Source organism: Enterobacter cloacae complex sp. P16RS2, from assembly GCF_014982155.1.
GTDB classification, from domain to species: domain Bacteria; phylum Pseudomonadota; class Gammaproteobacteria; order Enterobacterales; family Enterobacteriaceae; genus Enterobacter; species Enterobacter cloacae_M.
Genome location: NZ_JADCKW010000022.1, coordinates 28,402 through 47,831, shown reverse-complemented (window position 1 = coordinate 47,831; position 19,430 = coordinate 28,402). Strand labels below are relative to the sequence as shown.

At 55.0% G+C, this 19,430-nt stretch carries 32 protein-coding genes; 28 read left to right on the top strand and 4 right to left on the bottom strand.

What is annotated here, in order from left to right; all coding sequences use genetic code 11:
• Window positions 1-8 precede the first annotated feature (8 nt).
• On the bottom strand, window positions 9-347 hold the full coding sequence (locus INF68_RS15630; RefSeq protein WP_038421070.1) for a DUF2511 domain-containing protein: 339 nt from the start codon (window positions 345-347) through the stop codon (window positions 9-11).
• Between the two features lie 8 nt (window positions 348-355).
• On the bottom strand, window positions 356-1,192 hold the full coding sequence (locus tag INF68_RS15625) for a phage repressor protein CI (protein WP_193525355.1): 837 nt from the start codon (window positions 1,190-1,192) through the stop codon (window positions 356-358).
• A gap of 120 nt (window positions 1,193-1,312) precedes the next feature.
• On the opposite strand from INF68_RS15625, the gene INF68_RS15620 reads away from it, so the two are divergent.
• The 12 genes from INF68_RS15620 (at window position 1,313) to INF68_RS15565 (ending at window position 7,341) form a co-directional block, all read left to right on the top strand.
• Entirely contained in the window at window positions 1,313-1,684 is a 372-nt protein-coding gene (locus tag INF68_RS15620) for a hypothetical protein (protein WP_023333086.1), read from the top strand.
• Window positions 1,685-1,716: 32 nt separating this feature from the next.
• Window positions 1,717-2,226, top strand: a complete 510-nt coding sequence (locus tag INF68_RS15615) for a phage regulatory CII family protein (protein ID WP_038421067.1) — start codon at window positions 1,717-1,719, stop codon at window positions 2,224-2,226.
• Window positions 2,227-2,233: 7 nt separating this feature from the next.
• On the top strand, window positions 2,234-2,434 hold the full coding sequence (locus tag INF68_RS15610; protein ID WP_193525354.1) for a phage filamentation protein Fil family protein: 201 nt from the start codon (window positions 2,234-2,236) through the stop codon (window positions 2,432-2,434).
• On the top strand, window positions 2,398-2,736 hold the full coding sequence (locus INF68_RS15605; RefSeq protein WP_193525353.1) for a DUF5347 domain-containing protein: 339 nt from the start codon (window positions 2,398-2,400) through the stop codon (window positions 2,734-2,736). The genes INF68_RS15610 and INF68_RS15605 overlap by 37 nt, the downstream gene beginning before the upstream one ends.
• Before the next feature lie 67 nt (window positions 2,737-2,803).
• A complete protein-coding gene (locus INF68_RS15600) occupies window positions 2,804-3,031 on the top strand; it encodes a DUF2732 domain-containing protein (protein ID WP_023333493.1) in 228 nt (75 codons plus the stop codon).
• Window positions 3,031-3,252, top strand: coding sequence for a TraR/DksA family transcriptional regulator (locus INF68_RS15595; RefSeq protein ID WP_193525352.1), 222 nt, complete (start codon window positions 3,031-3,033; stop codon window positions 3,250-3,252). The genes INF68_RS15600 and INF68_RS15595 overlap by 1 nt, the downstream gene beginning before the upstream one ends.
• A 1-nt stretch (window position 3,253) precedes the next feature.
• On the top strand, window positions 3,254-3,961 hold the full coding sequence (locus tag INF68_RS15590; RefSeq protein ID WP_193525351.1) for a 3'-5' exonuclease: 708 nt from the start codon (window positions 3,254-3,256) through the stop codon (window positions 3,959-3,961).
• Window positions 3,958-4,239 carry a DUF5405 family protein gene (locus INF68_RS15585; protein WP_193525350.1) on the top strand — a complete coding sequence of 94 codons (282 nt, stop codon included), beginning with the start codon at window positions 3,958-3,960 and terminating at the stop codon, window positions 4,237-4,239. Before INF68_RS15590 ends, INF68_RS15585 begins: the two co-directional genes overlap by 4 nt.
• Window positions 4,232-6,463, top strand: coding sequence for a replication endonuclease (locus INF68_RS15580; RefSeq protein ID WP_193525349.1), 2,232 nt, complete (start codon window positions 4,232-4,234; stop codon window positions 6,461-6,463). Before INF68_RS15585 ends, INF68_RS15580 begins: the two co-directional genes overlap by 8 nt.
• Before the next feature lie 113 nt (window positions 6,464-6,576).
• Window positions 6,577-6,759 (top strand): hypothetical protein, encoded by a 183-nt coding sequence (locus tag INF68_RS15575; RefSeq protein ID WP_023209082.1) that lies wholly within the window; start codon window positions 6,577-6,579, stop codon window positions 6,757-6,759.
• 3 nt (window positions 6,760-6,762) lie between these two features.
• Entirely contained in the window at window positions 6,763-6,996 is a 234-nt protein-coding gene (locus INF68_RS15570) for a DinI-like family protein (RefSeq protein WP_193525348.1), read from the top strand.
• An 87-nt stretch (window positions 6,997-7,083) separates the two neighbouring features.
• Window positions 7,084-7,341 (top strand): hypothetical protein, encoded by a 258-nt coding sequence (locus tag INF68_RS15565; protein WP_063960144.1) that lies wholly within the window; start codon window positions 7,084-7,086, stop codon window positions 7,339-7,341.
• 312 nt (window positions 7,342-7,653) lie between these two features.
• Here the strand turns inward: INF68_RS15565 and INF68_RS15560 are convergent, their stop codons facing one another.
• Together INF68_RS15560 and INF68_RS15555 are read right to left on the bottom strand one after the other, a co-directional pair.
• Window positions 7,654-8,679, bottom strand: coding sequence for a phage portal protein (locus INF68_RS15560; protein WP_047720123.1), 1,026 nt, complete (start codon window positions 8,677-8,679; stop codon window positions 7,654-7,656).
• Between the two features lies 1 nt (window position 8,680).
• Window positions 8,681-10,450 carry a terminase ATPase subunit family protein gene (locus INF68_RS15555; RefSeq protein ID WP_047634717.1) on the bottom strand — a complete coding sequence of 590 codons (1,770 nt, stop codon included), beginning with the start codon at window positions 10,448-10,450 and terminating at the stop codon, window positions 8,681-8,683.
• 166 nt (window positions 10,451-10,616) lie between these two features.
• Between INF68_RS15555 and INF68_RS15550 the strand changes: the two genes are divergently transcribed.
• The 16 genes from INF68_RS15550 to INF68_RS15475 all read left to right on the top strand — a co-directional run.
• Window positions 10,617-11,471 (top strand): GPO family capsid scaffolding protein, encoded by an 855-nt coding sequence (locus INF68_RS15550; protein ID WP_048999263.1) that lies wholly within the window; start codon window positions 10,617-10,619, stop codon window positions 11,469-11,471.
• Between the two features lie 55 nt (window positions 11,472-11,526).
• On the top strand, window positions 11,527-12,594 hold the full coding sequence (locus INF68_RS15545) for a phage major capsid protein, P2 family (protein ID WP_063217153.1): 1,068 nt from the start codon (window positions 11,527-11,529) through the stop codon (window positions 12,592-12,594).
• Window positions 12,595-12,597: 3 nt separating this feature from the next.
• Window positions 12,598-13,347: a terminase endonuclease subunit gene (locus INF68_RS15540; protein ID WP_063217152.1), complete on the top strand. Its 750-nt coding sequence runs from the start codon at window positions 12,598-12,600 to the stop codon at window positions 13,345-13,347.
• 99 nt (window positions 13,348-13,446) lie between these two features.
• Window positions 13,447-13,953 (top strand): head completion/stabilization protein, encoded by a 507-nt coding sequence (locus INF68_RS15535; protein ID WP_048998837.1) that lies wholly within the window; start codon window positions 13,447-13,449, stop codon window positions 13,951-13,953.
• Window positions 13,953-14,156 carry a tail protein X gene (locus tag INF68_RS15530; protein ID WP_063217151.1) on the top strand — a complete coding sequence of 68 codons (204 nt, stop codon included), beginning with the start codon at window positions 13,953-13,955 and terminating at the stop codon, window positions 14,154-14,156. Before INF68_RS15535 ends, INF68_RS15530 begins: the two co-directional genes overlap by 1 nt.
• Window positions 14,147-14,368, top strand: a complete 222-nt coding sequence (locus tag INF68_RS15525; RefSeq protein WP_001354073.1) for a hypothetical protein — start codon at window positions 14,147-14,149, stop codon at window positions 14,366-14,368. The genes INF68_RS15530 and INF68_RS15525 overlap by 10 nt, the downstream gene beginning before the upstream one ends.
• Complete coding sequence (locus tag INF68_RS15520) at window positions 14,352-14,861, top strand: lysozyme (RefSeq protein WP_063217150.1); 510 nt, start codon at window positions 14,352-14,354, stop codon at window positions 14,859-14,861. Before INF68_RS15525 ends, INF68_RS15520 begins: the two co-directional genes overlap by 17 nt.
• Entirely contained in the window at window positions 14,858-15,283 is a 426-nt protein-coding gene (gene lysB, locus INF68_RS15515; RefSeq protein WP_063217149.1) for an Rz-like lysis system protein LysB, read from the top strand. The genes INF68_RS15520 and lysB overlap by 4 nt, the downstream gene beginning before the upstream one ends.
• The gene (gene lysC, locus INF68_RS15510) at window positions 15,171-15,416 is read left to right on the top strand and encodes an Rz1-like lysis system protein LysC (RefSeq protein ID WP_072163335.1); all 246 of its coding nucleotides are present in this window, start codon (window positions 15,171-15,173) and stop codon (window positions 15,414-15,416) included. Before lysB ends, lysC begins: the two co-directional genes overlap by 113 nt.
• On the top strand, window positions 15,379-15,846 hold the full coding sequence (locus tag INF68_RS15505) for a phage tail protein (protein ID WP_023338712.1): 468 nt from the start codon (window positions 15,379-15,381) through the stop codon (window positions 15,844-15,846). The genes lysC and INF68_RS15505 overlap by 38 nt, the downstream gene beginning before the upstream one ends.
• Window positions 15,839-16,288, top strand: coding sequence for a phage virion morphogenesis protein (locus tag INF68_RS15500; protein WP_063217148.1), 450 nt, complete (start codon window positions 15,839-15,841; stop codon window positions 16,286-16,288). Before INF68_RS15505 ends, INF68_RS15500 begins: the two co-directional genes overlap by 8 nt.
• Window positions 16,289-16,356: 68 nt before the next feature.
• Window positions 16,357-16,998, top strand: coding sequence for a phage baseplate assembly protein V (locus tag INF68_RS15495; protein WP_063217147.1), 642 nt, complete (start codon window positions 16,357-16,359; stop codon window positions 16,996-16,998).
• Window positions 16,995-17,345 (top strand): GPW/gp25 family protein, encoded by a 351-nt coding sequence (locus tag INF68_RS15490; protein ID WP_193525347.1) that lies wholly within the window; start codon window positions 16,995-16,997, stop codon window positions 17,343-17,345. The genes INF68_RS15495 and INF68_RS15490 overlap by 4 nt, the downstream gene beginning before the upstream one ends.
• A gap of 5 nt (window positions 17,346-17,350) precedes the next feature.
• Entirely contained in the window at window positions 17,351-18,259 is a 909-nt protein-coding gene (locus INF68_RS15485) for a baseplate assembly protein (RefSeq protein ID WP_193525346.1), read from the top strand.
• Window positions 18,252-18,785, top strand: coding sequence for a phage tail protein I (locus tag INF68_RS15480; RefSeq protein WP_126818540.1), 534 nt, complete (start codon window positions 18,252-18,254; stop codon window positions 18,783-18,785). Before INF68_RS15485 ends, INF68_RS15480 begins: the two co-directional genes overlap by 8 nt.
• A 7-nt stretch (window positions 18,786-18,792) precedes the next feature.
• Window positions 18,793-19,430 (top strand): phage tail protein (locus tag INF68_RS15475; RefSeq protein WP_193525356.1); only part of this gene is annotated, 638 nt, incomplete at its 3' end.

Below are 19,430 nucleotides of genomic sequence, written 5' to 3'. Positions count from 1 at the left end.
AATTCTAATCATTCACAGAGCGCGGTTGCTGCATCCATTACCGGATCCAAAGGTATTTTTACGCCTTTGTAATGTGGGCTATCTTTCCAAACAGTATCAATATCACTCCCCTCAAGCTTTCCAGACTTTACGCCATCAATGGCTAGGCCGTTCAATGGATAGCGGTCATCAGTTGCTTTGTCGTACACAAAAGCATATCGACCGTTCACACAAGACACCGACGCTTTTTCAAAAGTTAGAGGCCAGTCTTCACCAAACTTAGCCCCGTCTAAATCCTGTGATTTTTCGGCGGATGAAGCGCCAAAAGAAATAGTCAGAAATAAAGCTAAAAAAAGTTTATGTTTCATAAATTCCCTTAAACGTGTTTTTCCAAAGTAAGCACTACAGCTCCGGCAGGAGTAATATCTGAAATATTGCATTCAAATTCAGCAGACTTATTAGACAACCTGACTTTCCCGCCGGGCAAACGAATAACATCAAAAACATCAAGAGCGCCGTCGATATCAATTAACCAACGCCCATTACTAATGTTTGAAGCCGAACGGTCGACAAGCCAAGAGGAGCCCACACCTTCAACAAAAATCAATTCATCTGAGTCAGGCGGTATCATCGAGGGGTCTGGATACCATGCGCCAGCGTCCTTAAGCTCGCCAGATTCAAGGCGTGATTTTTTAACTGAATAATTTGATATGGCCACTTCCTTGTTAGCGCGCATTTGCCCTTTGCCGGTTGCTAACCATTCCAGCGAAACACCGGTATCAAGAGCACAAGTAACAACTACATCGCCTGGGAAAAAATCACGCCGTACCCACGTGCTAATCGTTCCTGATGATATACCGAGTAGATCACCAAGCTCTTTTTGCATAGAGAAACCGTAAGCATCAAGGATTCGTCTCAGAACAGGTTTACCACCTGAAGCCATGACCTCTTCATACAGCTCCTTACCCTTGAGGGTCGCACGTGGGGAGTTTGCTTTTGCAAGTTCACCCGTTACCAACCATCCAATATCTGCGCCCGTTTCGATAGCACACTCAACAAACACATTGCCCGGCACGCTATCTCTGGCAAGCCAACTGCTTATGTTATTGGCATAAATCCCAAGTTTTTCCCCAAGCTCCTTTTGCGAGCTAAGTCCATAAGCCGAAAGGATTCTTTCGATAGCTGGTGCTGCCCCGTCTCCAAATTTAGCCATGTCTCGCCACCAAAATTAATTTTTGCCATTGCAAAATTAAATTTCGCGAACTAAAGTGACGTTTATCAACCACGATGCACATCAATGCAGTTCACTACAATCAACAGGAGATAATGCGATATGTCAGATGCAAAATCAATCTCGACGCACGACTCGCAAAACTCACAAAATCAAACTGTGCTGTTAGACCCGACTCAGTTTGACGCCATCGTTACAGCAATGCTGCCAGCCCTGCAGACAATGATTCGCTCTGCTATGTCAGACACCATGACAGTGAAAGACTTTGCCGCCACTCGCGGCGTTAGCGAGCGTCTGGTCTGGCAATGGCTTGATGAGGGCATTCTTCTTAAAGCTCCAACCAAAGACTTTTCCAACAAAGAGGAAGCCGGTAAACGAAGCCGCACCCTCGTAAACGTAAAAGCATGGCGCGACAAACTGACTCAACAAGCGATTGATTGTCGCTACATCGACCAGCGCACCGCTCTTAACTGAATTTGATTATGCAAGTTAGAGGGAACTTAACCATGTTTGATTTTCAGATTTCCAAACATCCCCATTATGACGATGCGTGTCGTGCTTTCGCTCAACGTCACAACATGACGAAGCTTGCCGAACGTGCGGGAATGAATGTTCAGACGTTACGTAACAAGCTCAACCCGGAACAGCCTCACCAGCTCACCCCACCTGAGTTATGGCTGCTGACAGACCTGACCGAAGACTCAGCCTTAGTTGATGGTTTTTTGGCTCAGATTCATTGCCTGCCATGTGTACCGGTCAACGAACTGGCGAAAGACAAACTGCAGTCTTACGTCATGCGTGCTATGCGTGAGCTGGGAGAACTGGCGAGCGGCGCGGTCTCTGATGAGCGACTGACCTCGGCCCGTAAGCACACCATGATTGAAAGCGTTAACTCCGGTATTCGCATGTTGTCTTTGTCGGCACTGGCGCTGCATGCACGTTTGCAGACCAATCCAGCAATGACGAGTGTTGTCGATACCATGAGCGGTATTGGCGCGTCATTCGGTCTGATTTGAGGTGCTCATGCTGAAAAATGAACCGTCATTCGCGTCTCTGCTCGTTAAGCAAAGTCCTAGCATGCACTTCGGCCACGGCTGGATCGCAGGTAAGGACGGCAAGCGCTGGCACCCGAGCCGCTCACAGGCTGATTTACTGGCTGACCTGTCCACCAAAAAACAGGGGAAATCATGGCTATCGAAGCTGTTTCCGCGAATGTTCCGCTAAAGGCTGGCGAGCGTCTGGCTGGTCTCAATCACATAGCTGAATTGCGCGCGAGATATTGGGGCGATAGCTGGAAAGAGGTTGAACGTTTTGTCGATGATATGCGCGATAAACGTGACCCACAATTTGAAGAGAATAATCGGGCGCTGGCCGCTATTTTCTTTCTGGCAAAAATCCCGGCGGCTCGTCATGAGCTCGAATTAAGTGAGCTGACTACTGACGAGAAAAAGGCGCTTATTACAGCGATGAATCATTTTCGTGTAGTGGTGAGTTTATTTCCCAAACGGCTAACCATGCCGAATTAATCCAAACAGAAATTTAATGGCGTAAACCCGCCGGGCTTCTTATTGCCCGAAATCAGGAGAATAAATTATGCGTAATACTGTAACCCGTAGTTTTAATACAGATAGCGATGCGCTGGCCGTATTGCTGACCGATGCCAAAAAAGAAGAACGTAAAGACCGCGCGCTCGCTGTTTCAATCCGTCTTGAGGCACTGGCGATACATATCACCAAAGAGGGGATGAGCGGTACCGAAGCCGCCGAACTGCTGCGCCGTGAAGCCACTCGCTTTGAGAATGAATCACAGGAGCTGCACTAATGGCCGACGCAATGGATTTAGCACAACTGCGCGAGCAGGAAGACCCCGAACGCCACATCAGCAACGCACGTAGTCGTATCGCTGCGCCTTCTCGTTTCCTCTGCGAAGAATGTGACGCACCAATCCCGGAAGCTCGCCGCATTGCGATTCCGGGCGTGGCCTTTTGCGTGACCTGCCAGCAAATCGAAGAACTCAAATCAAAACATTACAGAGGTGTTTAATATGGAACTGAATAAAAGAGAGGCATTTTTCGCGGCGATATTTAACGGTTTTTTATCTCATAAAGACCAGTTTAGTGATGCTAATCCTGATGAGGCTATCCGCACATGCTGGGCGACGGCTGACCGTATTATTTACCATTCTGACCGAGTGGAATCACCACGCGAGATTGCTAACAGATGGATTAATAAAAACATCGTTATTGTTGATACCGAAACTACGGGGCTGGACAGAGAAGCCGAAATAATTGAAATATCAATCATCGACTGTACCGGTGCTATTCTGCTTAACACCCTTATTAAACCATCCAAAGATATTCCGGCAGAAGCTACCGAGATTCATGGCATCACTAATGAAATGGTTGAGGATGCGCCGAGCTGGAAAGAAACGTTACCTCAAGTATTAGAGCTAATATCGCGTGGTTGGGTTGCTTATAATGCGAAATTTGACGCGAGAATGTTAGAACAAACGTCAGGCTCTCGCGTTGACCCCGATTATTTTGGTATGCCCGAGTGCGCTATGCAACTCTATGCTGAATATAACGGAGAGTGGGATACAAAACGCCGTAAATACAAATGGAAGAAACTCACCGAGGCCGCTACGTCGTTGGATGCGTGGCCGGAAGGCATTGCCGGGAATCCGCACCGTGCGCTTTATGATTGCTACCTGACGCTGGGTGTAATCCGTTCTATTGCAGGGGGTAAAAAATGAGCCTCCGCATTGAAATAGGCGACAAATGGGTTATTACCAGCGACCAGTATCAATTCATCCTGAATGAAAAGAAAGTCGTTAAGTCCGGTAAAAAAGCTGGCGAGGAATGGCTCGACACTATCGGCTATTATCCGAAGATTAACCAGCTTATTTCCGGCCTGATACACCATCATATTCATGGCTCGGACATTACCGCCATTGACGCTATGGCGGCAGAAATTGAGCGGGTAGGGCAACTATGCATAGCAGCCATTGAAGGGGCTAGCGCTGATGCATAGTTCTACGGTTGCTTATGCTTATCCGTGGAATGCTCCACGGTCGGCAATAGCCAGCCCATATCTTACCTATGACCAACAGTATCGCCGCGACCGTATGTTCGCGGCTTTGCTGCATGCGAGAAAAGTGCTTTCTCTACAGCCCGAGTGCGTACGTTTTGACGTTTATCGCACAGCTACTGCGCTGGAACAAAATCAGGGCAGTCAACGAGCCAATGCTTTTTTAATCAGTTTCTGCAAAAAGGCATTGCCGCGTCTTGAGCTGGTCGCAAAAAAATACGAGAGCGCGGGTATCAACAGCAATGTATCAACCGCCGTTTTCGGTGGTCATTTTGATACCCGACTCATGCAATATCTGGCATCACGTATGGTTAATCTTGTCGCCAGATATAACCGTCTCCCTGATATGCCGCGCGCCGATGTTGACCTGCTGGCCGGTGACATTGCTAACTTCATTCGTTCTGAGCTGGCAAATATTGATGACTCAGGTTTTGGTGAGCTCAAAACGCTATACACCTGGTACATGCACGCTGGTTTTATTTCTCTGCAATTCAATATCACCCCTCCCCATTGGGAGCGCGTGGCAAATAAATACTTCAACAAAGATGATATAGCCCCCGCAGTAATCCGTATGTTTACTGAGTCATGGTGGCGAAATCGTCTGCGTCGTGTCGCGTCGGCATGGCGCGAACACCTCCAAATTGCAGTCGGCAACGTCAGCAAGAAAAAGCACGCCTACGCGAGTAGAAACTGCGTGACAGACTGGCGCGAGCAGAAGCGCCGCACGCGTGAGTTTCTCAAAGGTCTGGATCTCGAAGACGAAGACGGCAACCGCATCAGCCTGATTGAAAAATACGACGGTTCGGTCGCTAATCCTGCGATACGCCGCTGCGAACTGATGACCCGCATCCGTGGGTTTGAAAATATCTGCAATGAACTTGGTTATGTCGGGGAGTTTTATACCCTGACTGCACCGTCTAAATATCACGCCACGACTAAAGCGGGATACCGTAACAGCAAATGGAATGGTGCCAGCCCATCGGACACGCAGAGCTATCTAACCGGCCTTTGGGCGCGCATACGCGCCAAGCTGCACCGGGAAGAAATCCGCATTTTCGGCATACGTGTTGCCGAGCCTCATCACGACGGAACGCCGCACTGGCACATGCTTATGTTTATGTTGCCGGAGGACGTCGAGCGCGTGCGCCTTATCATCCGTGATTATGCGTGGGAGGAAGACCACCACGAACTGAGAAGCGATAAAGCCAAAAAAGCGCGCTTTCATGCCGAGGCCATTGACCAGGAAAAGGGCAGCGCTACCGGCTATGTTGCTAAATACATTTCAAAAAATATCGATGGCTATGCTCTCGATGGTGAAACCGATGACGAAAGCGGTGAGCTGCTGAAAGAGACAGCGCCCGCCGTTTCAGCATGGGCGGCGCGCTGGCACATCCGTCAGTTTCAGTTTATCGGCGGTGCGCCGGTGACGGTCTACCGTGAGTTGCGTCGTCTCGCTGATACAGAGACTGCGCACGGTCTGAGTGTTGAGTTTGCTGCCGTCCATGATGCCGCCGACGCCGGTGATTGGGCTGGTTACGTTAATGCGCAGGGTGGCCCGTTTGTCCGTCGCGATGATTTACAGGTGCGCACGCTGTATGAGCCGCGCCCCGAGTTTAACCAGTACGGTGAGGAAACCGTGTGCATTCGTGGCGTCTACGACTCTGCTCTCGGCACTGGCACCCCGATTTTAACCCGGTTAACGCAGTGGAAAATTGTGCCGAAGCGTGCCGTTGATTTGGCCGTTGACGTTAAGGGCGCTCCTGCGCCCTCTCGGAGTTCTGTCAATAACTGTACGGGGAGCGAAAGCGATCCACCGATACTGGATTTAACAAAACCACTGAGTCGGCGTGAAAGACGAGAATTGACCAACCGACTCAGGAAGCAAAAGCCAGCAACACGGCGAAAATTCATCCACGGAACGGATGAGCAAAACGCAGCTATAGCGAAAACTATCGACGAGATACATCTCACAACCGGCATCACCATCAGCCGGGGCGAAGCCCTGCACCTTATGTCAGGTGGTAAGAGTTGCTTTAACGGTAAATGGTTGCGTGGAACGGCTAAAGGAGAGGTATTTTCCGCAGCACCGTCACAACAGTCTCAAGCCAGACGGATTCTAAGTCGCGTTGCGACTTTAGCCGAAGCGACAACAAAAATTGATAGGTAATATTCATCCTTATCATGCACATACATAACTCTAACGTTTTTTTTCTCTTCCCATCTTTTGCTAATACGTGATACTGTACAAAAATACAGTAAAAACTCTATGGGAGGGATTTCATGGTTGGCGAACATTTCAGCCGAACTCAACAAAAGTGGGCGTGCGTGCAATTTATTGCCGAGGTATCTCTGATTGCAAACTGCAAACCAACAGACTTAAAACTCGCTCTCACTCTCATTGCGGATCTTGCAAACAGCGAAAATAACGAAACCGAAGATGATATTTTTTATAAGGCTGAATAGTTTATGAGAATCAATATCACGCTGGATAAAGAGCAAAAAATTAGCCAAACGACGTTGGATGCACTTGAGGCTGAGTTGTACCGCAATCTTCAATCTATTTACCCAAAGACTGCGATCCGCTTTCGCAAAGGTTCTGCGAATGGTGTTGAGCTAAGCGGGTTGAAACTGGACGAAGATAAAAAACGAGTAATGGAAATCATGCAGCAGGTATGGGAGGACGATAGCTGGCTGCATTAACAAACTCCGCCGGTGCTGAAACTTGCTTTCGGTGCCGGTGGCGTTGAACAACGAGCCCTGCGAGGCGTTAGCATTTCTGGAGGGGTTATGGCGGGTCATGACTTGGGTTTTCAGGTGGTCTATCGGGGTGAGACCTTAGAGTATTACCGCCCCGGAGGGTGGGTGTTCTTCCAGCGGCCTAAAGATTGCGGCGGCGGGTACTGGCTGGGGCGTACTTATGACGGCGTTTTTATGATTGAGTACGAGCGACCGGTGTCGCTAAGTGATGGTATGGATTTTCTGGCCTCAATGAAAAAAGTCGAGGCAAAAAGCGAGGAATTTGACCCGAATTTTTCGCTGTTTTAGTGGCGCATGCATCAGGTGCATGAGTTTGCATTCGTTTTTGATTCCAGCGTTTGCCAGCCAGCGCCAGCGCTGGCGCGGCTCGGGGCTCCTGATGCACCTGCATTAAAAGCGACCCGTTAAGCGCGCAGGCGAGGCGGGGATAGCACTGCGCGCCAGACGTGGTGACAGGATTTATTTTGCGCGTCTGTGCGCGTCGTGGTGGCGCGCTGAGTGATGAGGTCGAATCGTGAGGCGGTGGCGGGGTTGCGTGGCGTGTGCGGCGTCTGGTGAGCTCTGAGGATGTGCCGCCCGGAGGCGGCATTTTATGCGGGTCTACTCGGTCTCGATGTTGTAATCCTTAAAGCGGATCACCTCCATTCCGAGCCAGTCGTTTATCTCTTTGAAACGCTCCTGCAGCGGCGTCAGCTCGTTACGCACAAATACCCGCGCCACCTTCTCGATATCGCCCATCGAGCCGATATTTTCAGGCTTGCCGCCCATGAGCTGGAACGGCACGCGGTGCGCATCGAGCAGGTCAGCGGCGCTCACCTTCTTGATGTTAAAAAAATCATCCTTCGTGGCGACTTCACTCAGCGGCACGATCTTAATGCCGTCCGGTTTCCCGTTCGGGGCGTAGAAAAACAGGTTTTTGAAATTCCCGAGCCCTTTCGAGTCGCGCATCGCGGATCGCAGCGCCTCAACGTCGGTGCTGCTTTGCGCCGCGTCGGTCACGTACATGATGTAGCCCGCGTGCGCGCCGTTCTGGTAATACTTGCGACGAAACAGCGTGGCGGATTCATTCAGCCAGGCGGAATTGAGCGCGCTAAGGTATTCCGGCATCCCGTAGAGCTCCTGATTGATATCGGGCTCAAGTAGGTGAAACACCGAACCGGGGGCGAACTGGTGCGGGTTGGTAAAGCTCGAGACGTACCAGTAAACGCCATCCTCGACACCACGGCGGGTGTATTTGGCCGGGGAGGTTTCCAGTTTAAAGAGCTGGCCTGTCACGCTCATGCGCTTTTCGAGATAGCCGTTGGCAAACACCAGATAATCGAGCACAAGGCGGCTAAAGTCCTGACGCGACAGCAACGGGTGCGGGATAAAGGTGCTGGTCAGAATGTTGCGCTTGACGTAAATCGGGGAGCTGTGGTGTACGGCGGCGCGCAGGCTTTTTGCCAGTCCCGAGAAGTTGACCGGCGGCTCGTACCATTTGCCGTTGTTGATGCATTCGACATAGTCGAGGATGTCGCGGCGATCGAGAACGGGCGACGGCTCGCCAAAGGTGAACGCCTCCATTTTCTGCGGCGCGCTGGCGGTCATGTTGGTCTGTTTAGGCTGTTTCTTTTGGCGTTTTTTCATCTTAGTTAATATCCAGAATTGAACTTGATTGCATACCGCTACCGGCGGAAAGCGGCTCGTTTAACAGGGCGTGCATAGTCGCCCACGCGATATCCGCGTGGCTGGCTTCCTCGCTGCGGCTGGCTTCATAGGTGGCGCTGCGGCCGCTGCTGGTCATGGTTTTGCGGATAGCCATAAATGACTGCGTGATGTCGGTCGCACCGGCGTCATATTCCAGACACCCGCGCCTGATGGTGTCTTTTGCTTTGAGCACCATTGCGGTTTTCATTTCCGGCGTGTAGCGGATGGCGCGTGCCGCGGGGAAGAATGAGCGCACGAGCTGGTAAACACCCTGTCCGATGCCGGTCGCATCAATGCCGATATAGTCGACGGTGTATTTCTCGGTCAGCGCCCGGATGGCCTCGGCCTGCGCGGCAAAGTCCATGCCTTTCCACTGGTGACGCTCAAGGATGCGGAACTTGCCACCGGCAACCAGCGGCGGAGCCAGTACCGCGCACCCGGCGCTGTCGCCGGTGTGTGACGGGTCATAGCCAATCCAGACCGGGCGCCAGTTAAACGGACGGTCGGCGAACGGCTCGAAGTCCTCCCATTCTTCCATCGCATCGACCATGCAGCGCTGCAGCTCCTCGAACGGGAATACCGACGCCTTGTCGTCGACGAACTCGCACATAAACAGGTTACGGAAGTCATCCGCGCTGTTTTCCTGCTTAAGCTGGTCGAGGTTAAACAGAGTGCAGCCACCGGCGAGCGCGTCCTCAATGGTGACAATCTGCCGCCACTGGCCGTCACCGCACAGCATGCCACCGGCAAGCGCCTGATGACTGATATCGATGTCGACACGTTCGTCGCGGTTGCTGCGGCCACGGTTAAACAGCTCGCCAGACCAGAACGGGTACGCGCCGTGCGCCAGCGTCGACGGGGTCGAAAAATAGGTGGTGCGCAGGTGCGACTGCGAGGCCATGCCCGAGGCGACTTTGCGCAGCTTCTGAAAATTGGGGATCCAGAAAATTTCGTCGACATACAGGTCGCCGTTGTGGCTCTGCGCGGTGTTGGAATTAGTCCCGAGAAAAATCAGCTCAGCACCATTGTTGCCGATGACGATCGGGTCGCCTGACAGGTCGACGTCAACCAGACGGGCAAAGGCGATGATGTACTTACGGAAAACGTAAGCCTGCGTCTTACTGGCCGACAAAAATATCTGGTTTTGCCCGGTCTTAAGCGCGCGCAGGAGGGACTCGCGCGCAAAATAGAACGTCGCGCCAATCTGTCGCGATTTCAGGATGTGGCGGATGCGGTGCTCTAACCCCGCTTTATGCCAGCGGAGCTGATAGTCAAACGACTGGTCGAAGAAAATCTCTTCCAGCTTTTCGATTGCCTCCTCGCTGAAATAATTACGTTTCGGCTTTTTGCGATCGCCTTTGTTGCGGCTGGCGATATTGGGGTTTAAATCCACCTCGTTTCCGGTCTGGCCGTAGCGGTTAACGCGCGCGAGCCGCTCCATCTGGCGCGACAGAAAATCAGCGACTTTGAAGTCATGCGCGGTCAGGTCTGGCTTTGCGTAGAGCTGGATAAGCCGCGCCTCTAACGTCGATTCCACGCGGTTAATCGGCGCGGTTTCTTCCCATCCATCGCGCTGTTTCCAGCTCTGCACGGTCGGGCGCTTGAGCTGCAGCATCTCGCAGATTTGCGGGACGGCGAACCCCTGCCAGTACAACAGGCGCGCCTGTCGTCGCGGGTCATTGAGCAGTGAAAGGTCAGTTGAAATGGTCATGCTTGCCTCGTTTTTGGTATTACGTGGCAAGGCTAAGGAAATGGGGTGTTATTCGCGCTAAGTGCCTGTTGTATCAGATCTAACAGGAGCGCAAGCGGTGGCTGATACGGGTCAGAGTCGGGAAACTAAACCCGACCAAAAAACCCAACATCAGGACACCTGAACAATGGCAAAAAAAGTCTCAAAGTTCTTTCGCATCGGCGTCGAGGGTGACACCTGCGACGGGCGTATTCTCAGTGGTAACGATATTCGGGAAATGGCCGAAACCTATGACCCGCGTGTCTACGGTTGCCGCATCAATCTCGAGCACATTCGCGGTCTGCTGCCCGATAGCGTTTTCAAGCGTTATGGTGATGTGGCCGAGCTGAAAGCCGAGCAAATTAACGACGATTCTGCGCTTAACGGCAAGTGGGCGTTGTTTTCCAAAATTTCCCCGACCGATGACCTTATCGCGCTGAATAAAGCCGGTCAGAAGGTCTACACCTCAATGGAGATTCAGCCGAATTTTGCCAATACCGGCAAATGCTACCTCGTCGGCCTCGCGATTACAGATGACCCGGCAAGCCTCGGAACCGAGTACCTCGAATTCTGTCGCAACGCGAAACACAATCCGCTGCAGCGCTTTAAGGCCAACCCTGAGAACGTCTTTTCCGTCGCCACACTGGCCGAGCTGGAATTTGAAGACGTTCCCGACACGGTGCTCAACAGCCTGGCCGATAAGGTGAAAGCCATTTTCAGCCGCAAACAGGCCAGCGATGACGCGCGTCTCGCAGATGTGCATGAGGCCGTGACCACCGTCACCGAGCTGGTGCAGACCAACCTCAGCGCCACCGACCAGCGCGTCACCGAGCTGGAGACCGAACTGGCGCAGCTTAAGCAGGACGTGACCAGCAAGGCGGAAGAAAGCGCGCAGGCGTTTAACGACCTCAAAAGCTCCCTCGATAACACCGAAAGCCAGCGCCAGCCGCGCCGCGAGCTTTCAAAAGGCGGTACCGGCGACGAACTGCTGACCAACTGCTGATAACGCGCCGGGCGTGCTGCCCGGCCAGAACTCTTTTACCCGAACAGGAAAAACCATGCGTAAAGATACCCGCTTCAAATTTAATGCCTACCTGTCCCGCGTCGCGGAGCTGAACGGTATTTCCACCGATGACGTGGCGAAGAAATTCACCGTCGAGCCGTCGGTCACGCAAACCCTGATGACCACCCTGCAGATGTCATCCGCATTTCTGACCAAAATCAACATTGTGCCGGTCGACGAGCTGAAAGGCGAAAAAGTCGGGGTGGGCGTTAACGGTACGATTGCGAGCACCGCCGACACCGCCGGTGATGATGAGCGTAAGACCGCTGACTTTACCGCGCTGGAGTCCAATAAATACGAGTGCGACCAGATTAACTTTGACTTCCATATCCGCTACAAACAGCTCGACCTGTGGGCGCGATTCCAGGACTTCCAGACCCGTATCCGTGACGCCATCATCAAACGTCAGTCCCTCGATTTCATCATGGCCGGTTTTAACGGCATCGAGCGCGCGGCGACGTCCGACCGCAAAAAGAATCCGATGCTGCAGGACGTGGCCGTGGGGTGGCTGCAGAAGTACCGCAATGAAGCGTCAGCGCGCGTGATGTCCAAAATCACCGACGAGGACGGCAAGGTCATTTCAGACGTGATCCGAGTGGGGAAAAACGGCGACTATGCGAACCTCGACGCGCTGGTCATGGATGCCACCGGCAACCTGATTGACGAGATTTATCAGGATGACCCGGAACTGGTTGTTATTACCGGCCGTAAGCTGATGGCGGATAAATATTTCCCGATCGTCAACAAAGAGCAGGCAAACACCGAGTCGCTGGCCGCTGACATCATCATCAGCCAGAAGCGAATCGGCAACCTGCCAGCCGTGCGCGTGCCTTACTTCCCGGCAGATGCGCTGATGGTGACGCGTCTCGACAACCTGTCTGTCTACTTCATGGATGACGCGCACCGCCGCAGCATCATCGAAAACCCGAAGAAAGACCGCGTAGAAAACTACGAGTCAATGAATGTTGACTATGTGGTCGAGGCTTACGCCGCCGGTTGCCTGATTGAAAACATCAAGCTCGGTGACTTCACCGCACCTGCAGCACCGGAAAGCGGAGAGTAAGCCATGACGAGTCCCGCAGCGCGTCACATGATGCGGGTCTCGGCCTCAGAAACAGCGCAGCGGGCTGCCGTCCCGCTGCGCAATGCAACTGCCTATGAGCAGATGCTCGTTAAGCTGGCCGCAGACAACCGCACGCTGAAACAAATCAGCTCCAAAGAGCGCAAAGCCGCGAAAAAGCGCGAGCTGCTGCCGTTCTACCTGCCGTGGGTCGCTGGCGTCCTAGAAAACGGCAAAGGCGCACAGGATGACATTGTCATGACGGTGATGCTCTGGCGTCTCGATGCTGATGATATCGCCGGGGCGCTGGAAATCGCCCGTTACGCCATGACCTACGGCCTCACCATGCCGGTCGGTCGCCGTCCGACGCCGTGCCTGCTGGCAGAAGAAGTGGCACTGGCCGCGCAGCGCCTGCTGACGGCAAAACAGCCGGTCAATCTGGCGAACCTGCTCGACACTATCGCGCTGACCGAGCGCGCGGATATGCCCGATATCGTGCGTGCGAAGCTGCACAAAATCACCGGCTACGTGCTACGTGATGCGGAGCAACTGCCGGAGGCGCTGGCGCACCTGCAGCGTGCGATCCAGTTAGAAAGCACTATCGGGGTGAAAAAGGATATCGAGCAGTTAGAGCGTCAGCTCAGGCCAAAACCCGAACCAGCAGAGAAAACGACTAAACCGCGCACGCGCAAGCCTGCCGCCAAACCGGCGGCACGGCGCGGGCGTCCACCAAAGGCGGCAAAAGCCGCAGGTTAAACGAGCGCTCCCCGAGCCGGGCGGCACGCCGGTCAATGCGGGTATCTATTGCCCTGACTGAGACCGGCGTCCACCGCCCACCCATTACCCGAGGTTGTCATGACGACACTGATTATTGAGCCAAAAAAAGAGCCGCAGGATGTGCCGGGCGTGGTGATACCGCCGCCGGGCGTGAGCGAGCCGGTAATCAAAAACACCCCGTTTTTTCCTGACGTTGATCCGAAGCGCGTGCGCGAGGAAATGCGTTTAGAGCAGACCGTTTCCCCCGTTCGCCTGCGCCGGGCGATTAAGACCGCCATTGCGGAGACTAACGCGGAGCTGAGCGACTGGCGCGAAAGTCAGCTCGATGCCGGTTACGCCACGCTGGCGGATGTCCCGACCGACGAGCTCGACGGCGAGAGCGTGCGCGTTTTCCACTACTTCAACGCCGTGTGTTCGATGACGACGGCCACGCTTTATGAGCGTTTTCGCGGCGTGGATGCGACCGCCAAAGGCGACAAAAAGGCTGACAGCATCGACAGCACTATCGATGAAATGTGGCGGGATATGCGCTGGTCTGTGGCGCGCATCCAGGACAAAGCGCGCTGCATCGTGGGGCAAATCTGATGAAAGCGTATGCGCTGCAGGGCGACACCCTCGACGCGATTTGCACCCGGTACTACGGGCGCACTGAGGGCGTGGTCGAAACCGTCTTAGAGGCTAATCCCGGCCTGTCTGAGCTCGGTGTGATCCTGCCGCACGGCACGGCAGTTGAGCTGCCCGAGACCGAGAGCGCGGCCAGAACCGAAACGGTGAATCTATGGGACTGAGTATGGAAAAAATCACCACGTTTATCGCCTACTGGCTGGCCGTGGGGCTGGCGTATGTCGGGGCAATGTCGCCCGAAAAAATGGCGCTTTACGTGGGCGGCGGATGCGCCATTTTTACCGCGCTGACGAACTACTGGTTTAAGCGCAAGACGTACCTCTATCTGACATCGCTCGGACTCGATAAAGGGGCTATTCGTGAAATCAATCGTTAAAAAATGCAGTGTGGCCGCCGTGCTGGCGCTGGCAGCACTGATGCCTGACTTTCGTCTGCTTAACACCTCGCCCGGGGGGCTGGCGCTGATTGCCGACCTCGAAGGCTGTCGCCTGACGCCTTACCAGTGCAGCGCGGGAGTGTGGACGTCGGGCATCGGCCACACTGCAGGCGTCGTGCCAAAGGGGGAAATCACCGAGCGGCAGGCGGCGGCGAATCTCGTCGCGGATGTGCTGAACGTCGAGAAACGTCTGGCGGTCTGCGCGCCGGTGAAAATGCCGCAGCAGGTTTACGACGCGCTGGTCAGCTTCGCATTCAACGTGGGAACCGGCGCGGCCTGCCGGTCGACGCTGATCTCGTTTATCAAACGCCAGCAGTGGCCGCAGGCGTGCGACCAGCTCACCCGCTGGGTTTACGTGAACGGCGAAATTAACAAGGGGCTGGAAAACCGCCGCGCGCGCGAGCGTGCCTACTGCCTCAGGGGGATTCAATGAAACTGATGTTGTTTTTACTGGCCGCGCTTATTGCGGTTGTTCTCTGGCAGCGTCATGAAAACGGCAACCTGACGCGCTCGTTTGAACGGGCGAACAGGGTCGCCACGGAACAAAAAACCGCGATCGGAATGCTGAAAAATCAGCTTTCCGTTTCGCAGGGAATTGCCAGGCGAAATGAAACCGCACAGGTCAGTTTACGCGGCGAACTGCTGGCCGCCGGTGCAATGGCCGTGCGGCGGGAACAAACCATTACGAGGTTGATAAATGAGAATGAAACGTTACGCCGCTGGTACAGCGCTGAGCTGCCTGATGTTGTGCGTCGGCTGCACACCCGCGCCGCCTGCGCCTCCGCCGGTCATTGTTTACAGCGCCTGCCCGAAGGTGAGCTATTGCCCGATGCCGGGAAGCGACCCGGCCACTAATGGCGACCTGAGCGCAGACATTCGCAGGCTTGAGCACGCGCTCGCCGCCTGCGCGCTGCAGGTTGAAACCGTCAAAGACTGTCAGGATAAACTCGATGAAGAAAGCACGCAGCCTGCGCGAAGCGCTGATTAAAGCCGTTCCGCAGCTTGAAACAAACCCCGAAATGATGCGCATCTTTGCCGATGAGGGGAATATCGATGCGCGTCTCGCGGCCTCGCTGTCGCACGAGAAAATTTATACCCTGAATGTGATCGTGTGTGACTTTGTCGGCGACCCTGACCTGATTTTCGTGCCGGTGGCCGCATGGCTCAGGGAAAACCAGCCGGATATCTGCACGCTCGATGACGGGCGCAAAAAGGGCTACCGTTTCCAGATGGATTTGAACGACGGGGACAGCGTCGATATCAGTATCAGCCTGCAGCTCACCGAGCGTACCCTAATCAAAGAGGAAAACGGCGCGCTGCACGTAAGCTATGCCCCTGAGCCGCCGCTGCCGGAGCCCGTCACCCGGCCTAAAGAGCTTTATATCAACGGCGAACTGGTGAGCAAATGGGATGAGTGAATTTAAGCCCTTTGATGACCGGCTCAATGGTCTGATTGCTGCCCTGTCACCGGCTGCACGCCGTAAGCTGGCCGGAGAGATAGCAAAGGAGCTGCGCAAGTCGCAACAGCAACGTATCAAGCTGCAGAAAGCCCCGGACGGCTCGCCGTATCAGGCGCGAAAGCGTCAGCCGCTCAGGGCTAAGACCGGGCGGATTAAGCGGGCGATGTTCCAGAAGCTACGCACAAGCCGGTACATGAAAGCCACTGGCCGCGAAAACAGCGCGGTGGTTGAATTTACCGGCAAAGTGCAGCGTATCGCGCAAGTCCATCAGCTCGGGCTAAAAGACAGGCCAAACCCGCACAGCCGTGACGTGCAGTACGCGGCGCGCCAGCTACTCGGATTCAGCCGGGAAGATAAACAGCTCGTCGAGACGCTGATAATTAAACACCTCTCTCTCTGAGCGTTGTCACAACAACCACAAAACACCGTTCCATTGCCGCTGGCCTCCCCCGGCGGCATCCTTTCCCCATGAATAATCTAAATTCTCTGCAGGAAATCGCACGCGCGATCCGCAACCTTATCCGCACCGGCATCGTGACCGACGTCGACCACGACGAGGGGCTTTGTCGTGTCCAGACCGGCGGCATGCAAACCACCTGGCTGAACTGGCTGACCTGCCGCGCCGGTCGCTCGCGCGTATGGTGGGCTCCATCCGTTGGCGAGCAGGTGCTTTTACTGGCGATCGGCGGCGAGCTCGATACGGCTTTTGTGCTGCCCGGCATTTTCTCGGATGACCATCCCGCGCCGTCTGCCTCCCCCGATGCGCTTCATGTGTCCTTTCCTGACGGGGCGGTTATCGAGTATGAGCCCGAAAACGGCGCGCTCACCGTGTCAGGCATCAAAACCGCCGACGTCACCGCGTCTGAGTCCATTACGGCCACCGTGCCGGTGGTGCTGGTGAAAGCGTCGAACCGTATCACCCTCGATACGCCGGAGGTGGTGTGCACCAACAAGCTGATGACCGGCACGCTCGAAGTGCAGAAAGGCGGCACCTTGCGCGGGAACATTGAGCACACCGGCGGGACACTGAAATCAAACGGCGTGCAGGTGGACAACCACGCGCACGGTAACGTACAGAGCGGCGGAAGCTGGACTAAGGGGACGCAATGACGGTGCGTTATCTGGGAATGAACAGCCAGACCGGCCTCAGTATCTCTGAGGTTGAGCATATCCGGCAAAGCGTGCGCGACATTCTGGTCACGCCGGTTGGCTCGCGCGTCATGCGCCGTGAATACGGCTCGCTTCTGTCGCAGATGATTGACCAGCCGCAGACCCCGGCACTGCGACTGCAGATTATGGCCGCATGCTATTCCGCGATCCAGAAGTGGGAGCCCCGCGTAAATCTCTCGAGCATCACCTTTGAACGGTCGGAGACCGACGGCGGGCTGTATGTCGACATCACCGGCACCCGCTCAACCGGCGGCCAGCCTTTTTCACTCACCATTCCACTGAGTTAAACGCTATGGCATTTGTTGACCTTAACCAGCTCGCCGCGCCTGACGTCGTGGAGGAACTGGACTATGAAACCATCCTGAGCGAGCGAAAGGCGACGCTCGTCTCGCTGTACCCGGAAGACCAGCAGGACGCGATCGCGCGCACGCTGTCGCTTGAGTCCGAGCCGCTGGTGAAGCTGCTGCAGGAAAACGCCTACCGGGAAGTTATCTGGCGACAGCGCGTCAACGAGGCCGCGCGTGCGGTCATGCTGGCCTACGCCACCGGCGCAGACCTCGACCAGATAGGCGGAAATTACAACGTTGAGCGCCTTGTCATCACCCCTGCAGACGACACGACGTTACCGCCGACGCCTGCCGTGATGGAGTCGGACACCGACTACCGTCTGCGCATTCAGCAGGCTTTTGAGGGGCTGAGTACCGCAGGCTCTACTGGCTCTTATCAGTTTCACGGTCGCAGCGCTGACGGGCGGGTCGCCGATATTTCGGTCATCAGCCCCGAGCCTGCGTGTGTCACGGTCACGGTGCTGTCACGCGAAAATAACGGCGTGGCGTCTGACGAGCTGCTCGCCATCGTGCGCACCGCGCTGAACGATGAAGACGTCAGGCCGGTCGCTGACCGCGTGACCGTGCAGTCGGCGAACATTGTCGACTATAAAATCACCGCATCGCTTTACCTTTACCCCGGTCCCGAAAGTGAGCCGGTGCTGAGTGCGGCAAAAACAAAGCTGCAGGCGTATATCACCGCGCAGCATCGGCTCGGGCGAGACATCCGCAAATCGGCGATTTATGCCGCGCTCCACGTCGAAGGCGTGCAGCGCGTCGAGCTGGCCGAACCGGTGGCCGACATCGTGCTTGATGACACGCAGGCGTCATGGTGCAGCGAGTACAGCGTGACGATCGGGGGCAACGATGAATGATACCCGCCTGCTGCCGGTGGGCTCGTCACCGCTTGAGGTGGCGGCGGCGCGCGCCTGCGCTGAGATTGAAAATACCCCCGTTCCGCTGCGTCGCCTCTGGAGTCCTGACGACTGCCCGGCAAACCTGCTGCCGTGGCTGGCGTGGGCGTTTTCCGTTGACCGCTGGGATGAGAGCTGGCCGGAGGCCACAAAGCGGGATGTGATCCGCGCGGCGTGGTTTATCCATGCTCACAAAGGGACGATTGGGGCGGTGCGTCGCGTGGTCGAGCCGCTCGGCTATCTGATTAACGTGTCCGAGTGGTGGGAAACGAACGACCCGCCCGGCACGTTTCGCCTCGATATCGGTGTGTTAGAGACCGGCATCACCGAGGAAATGTATTACGAGATGGAGCGGCTCATTGCGGATGCAAAGCCAGCCAGCCGCCATCTTATCGGCCTCAACATTATTCAGGATGTGCCGGGCTATCTCTACACCGGCGCGCTGACGTATGACGGCGACATCATCACGGTTTACCCGGATAAGTGAGAACACCATGACAGTAAAATATAAAACGGTCATCACCAAAGCCGGTGCGATTAAGCTTGCTGCAGCGACCGTCCCGAACGGGAAAAAAGTGAATTTTACGGCGATGGCCATCGGTGACGGTGGCGGCACATTGCCGGTGCCTGATGCCAGCCAGACAAAGCTCGTCAATGAAGTCTGGCGCCATACGCTGAACAAAATCAGCCAGGACAACAAGAATCAAAACTATGTGATCGCGGAGCTGCTCATCCCGCCTGAAACCGGCGGTTTCTGGATGCGCGAAATGGGGCTCTATGACGACACCGGCACGCTGATTGCCGTCGGCAACATGGCGGAAAGCTACAAGCCGGAACTGGCCGAGGGGTCAGGCCGCGCGCAGGCCGTGCGTATGGTCATCATGGTAAGTGACATCGAATCGGTCGAGCTGACGATTGACACCTCAACGGTGATGGCAACGCAGGACTATGTCGACGATAAGCTCGCAGAGCATGAGAAATCCCGCCGTCATCCTGACGCCACGCTCACCGAAAAGGGTTTCACGCAGCTAAGCAGTGCGACCGACAGCACGTCTGAGACGCTCGCCGCGACGCCGAAAGCGGTTAAGACGGCGTATGACCTTGCTAACGGTAAATATACGGCTCAGGACGC

What these genes read in the sequence shown, in the direction of transcription:
- INF68_RS15630 (WP_038421070.1), bottom strand. Translation starts at nt 347, where the DNA reads ATGAAACATAAACTTTTTTTAGCTTTATTTCTGACTATTTCTTTTGGC.
- INF68_RS15625 (WP_193525355.1), bottom strand. Translation starts at nt 1,192, where the DNA reads ATGGCTAAATTTGGAGACGGGGCAGCACCAGCTATCGAAAGAATCCTT.
- INF68_RS15620 (WP_023333086.1), top strand. Translation starts at nt 1,313, where the DNA reads ATGTCAGATGCAAAATCAATCTCGACGCACGACTCGCAAAACTCACAA.
- INF68_RS15615 (WP_038421067.1), top strand. Translation starts at nt 1,717, where the DNA reads ATGTTTGATTTTCAGATTTCCAAACATCCCCATTATGACGATGCGTGT.
- INF68_RS15610 (WP_193525354.1), top strand. Translation starts at nt 2,234, where the DNA reads ATGCTGAAAAATGAACCGTCATTCGCGTCTCTGCTCGTTAAGCAAAGT.
- INF68_RS15605 (WP_193525353.1), top strand. Translation starts at nt 2,398, where the DNA reads ATGGCTATCGAAGCTGTTTCCGCGAATGTTCCGCTAAAGGCTGGCGAG.
- INF68_RS15600 (WP_023333493.1), top strand. Translation starts at nt 2,804, where the DNA reads ATGCGTAATACTGTAACCCGTAGTTTTAATACAGATAGCGATGCGCTG.
- INF68_RS15595 (WP_193525352.1), top strand. Translation starts at nt 3,031, where the DNA reads ATGGCCGACGCAATGGATTTAGCACAACTGCGCGAGCAGGAAGACCCC.
- INF68_RS15590 (WP_193525351.1), top strand. Translation starts at nt 3,254, where the DNA reads ATGGAACTGAATAAAAGAGAGGCATTTTTCGCGGCGATATTTAACGGT.
- INF68_RS15585 (WP_193525350.1), top strand. Translation starts at nt 3,958, where the DNA reads ATGAGCCTCCGCATTGAAATAGGCGACAAATGGGTTATTACCAGCGAC.
- INF68_RS15580 (WP_193525349.1), top strand. Translation starts at nt 4,232, where the DNA reads ATGCATAGTTCTACGGTTGCTTATGCTTATCCGTGGAATGCTCCACGG.
- INF68_RS15575 (WP_023209082.1), top strand. Translation starts at nt 6,577, where the DNA reads ATGGTTGGCGAACATTTCAGCCGAACTCAACAAAAGTGGGCGTGCGTG.
- INF68_RS15570 (WP_193525348.1), top strand. Translation starts at nt 6,763, where the DNA reads ATGAGAATCAATATCACGCTGGATAAAGAGCAAAAAATTAGCCAAACG.
- INF68_RS15565 (WP_063960144.1), top strand. Translation starts at nt 7,084, where the DNA reads ATGGCGGGTCATGACTTGGGTTTTCAGGTGGTCTATCGGGGTGAGACC.
- INF68_RS15560 (WP_047720123.1), bottom strand. Translation starts at nt 8,679, where the DNA reads ATGAAAAAACGCCAAAAGAAACAGCCTAAACAGACCAACATGACCGCC.
- INF68_RS15555 (WP_047634717.1), bottom strand. Translation starts at nt 10,450, where the DNA reads ATGACCATTTCAACTGACCTTTCACTGCTCAATGACCCGCGACGACAG.
- INF68_RS15550 (WP_048999263.1), top strand. Translation starts at nt 10,617, where the DNA reads ATGGCAAAAAAAGTCTCAAAGTTCTTTCGCATCGGCGTCGAGGGTGAC.
- INF68_RS15545 (WP_063217153.1), top strand. Translation starts at nt 11,527, where the DNA reads ATGCGTAAAGATACCCGCTTCAAATTTAATGCCTACCTGTCCCGCGTC.
- INF68_RS15540 (WP_063217152.1), top strand. Translation starts at nt 12,598, where the DNA reads ATGACGAGTCCCGCAGCGCGTCACATGATGCGGGTCTCGGCCTCAGAA.
- INF68_RS15535 (WP_048998837.1), top strand. Translation starts at nt 13,447, where the DNA reads ATGACGACACTGATTATTGAGCCAAAAAAAGAGCCGCAGGATGTGCCG.
- INF68_RS15530 (WP_063217151.1), top strand. Translation starts at nt 13,953, where the DNA reads ATGAAAGCGTATGCGCTGCAGGGCGACACCCTCGACGCGATTTGCACC.
- INF68_RS15525 (WP_001354073.1), top strand. Translation starts at nt 14,147, where the DNA reads ATGGGACTGAGTATGGAAAAAATCACCACGTTTATCGCCTACTGGCTG.
- lysB (WP_063217149.1), top strand. Translation starts at nt 14,858, where the DNA reads ATGAAACTGATGTTGTTTTTACTGGCCGCGCTTATTGCGGTTGTTCTC.
- lysC (WP_072163335.1), top strand. Translation starts at nt 15,171, where the DNA reads ATGTTGTGCGTCGGCTGCACACCCGCGCCGCCTGCGCCTCCGCCGGTC.
- INF68_RS15505 (WP_023338712.1), top strand. Translation starts at nt 15,379, where the DNA reads ATGAAGAAAGCACGCAGCCTGCGCGAAGCGCTGATTAAAGCCGTTCCG.
- INF68_RS15500 (WP_063217148.1), top strand. Translation starts at nt 15,839, where the DNA reads ATGAGTGAATTTAAGCCCTTTGATGACCGGCTCAATGGTCTGATTGCT.
- INF68_RS15495 (WP_063217147.1), top strand. Translation starts at nt 16,357, where the DNA reads ATGAATAATCTAAATTCTCTGCAGGAAATCGCACGCGCGATCCGCAAC.
- INF68_RS15490 (WP_193525347.1), top strand. Translation starts at nt 16,995, where the DNA reads ATGACGGTGCGTTATCTGGGAATGAACAGCCAGACCGGCCTCAGTATC.
- INF68_RS15485 (WP_193525346.1), top strand. Translation starts at nt 17,351, where the DNA reads ATGGCATTTGTTGACCTTAACCAGCTCGCCGCGCCTGACGTCGTGGAG.
- INF68_RS15480 (WP_126818540.1), top strand. Translation starts at nt 18,252, where the DNA reads ATGAATGATACCCGCCTGCTGCCGGTGGGCTCGTCACCGCTTGAGGTG.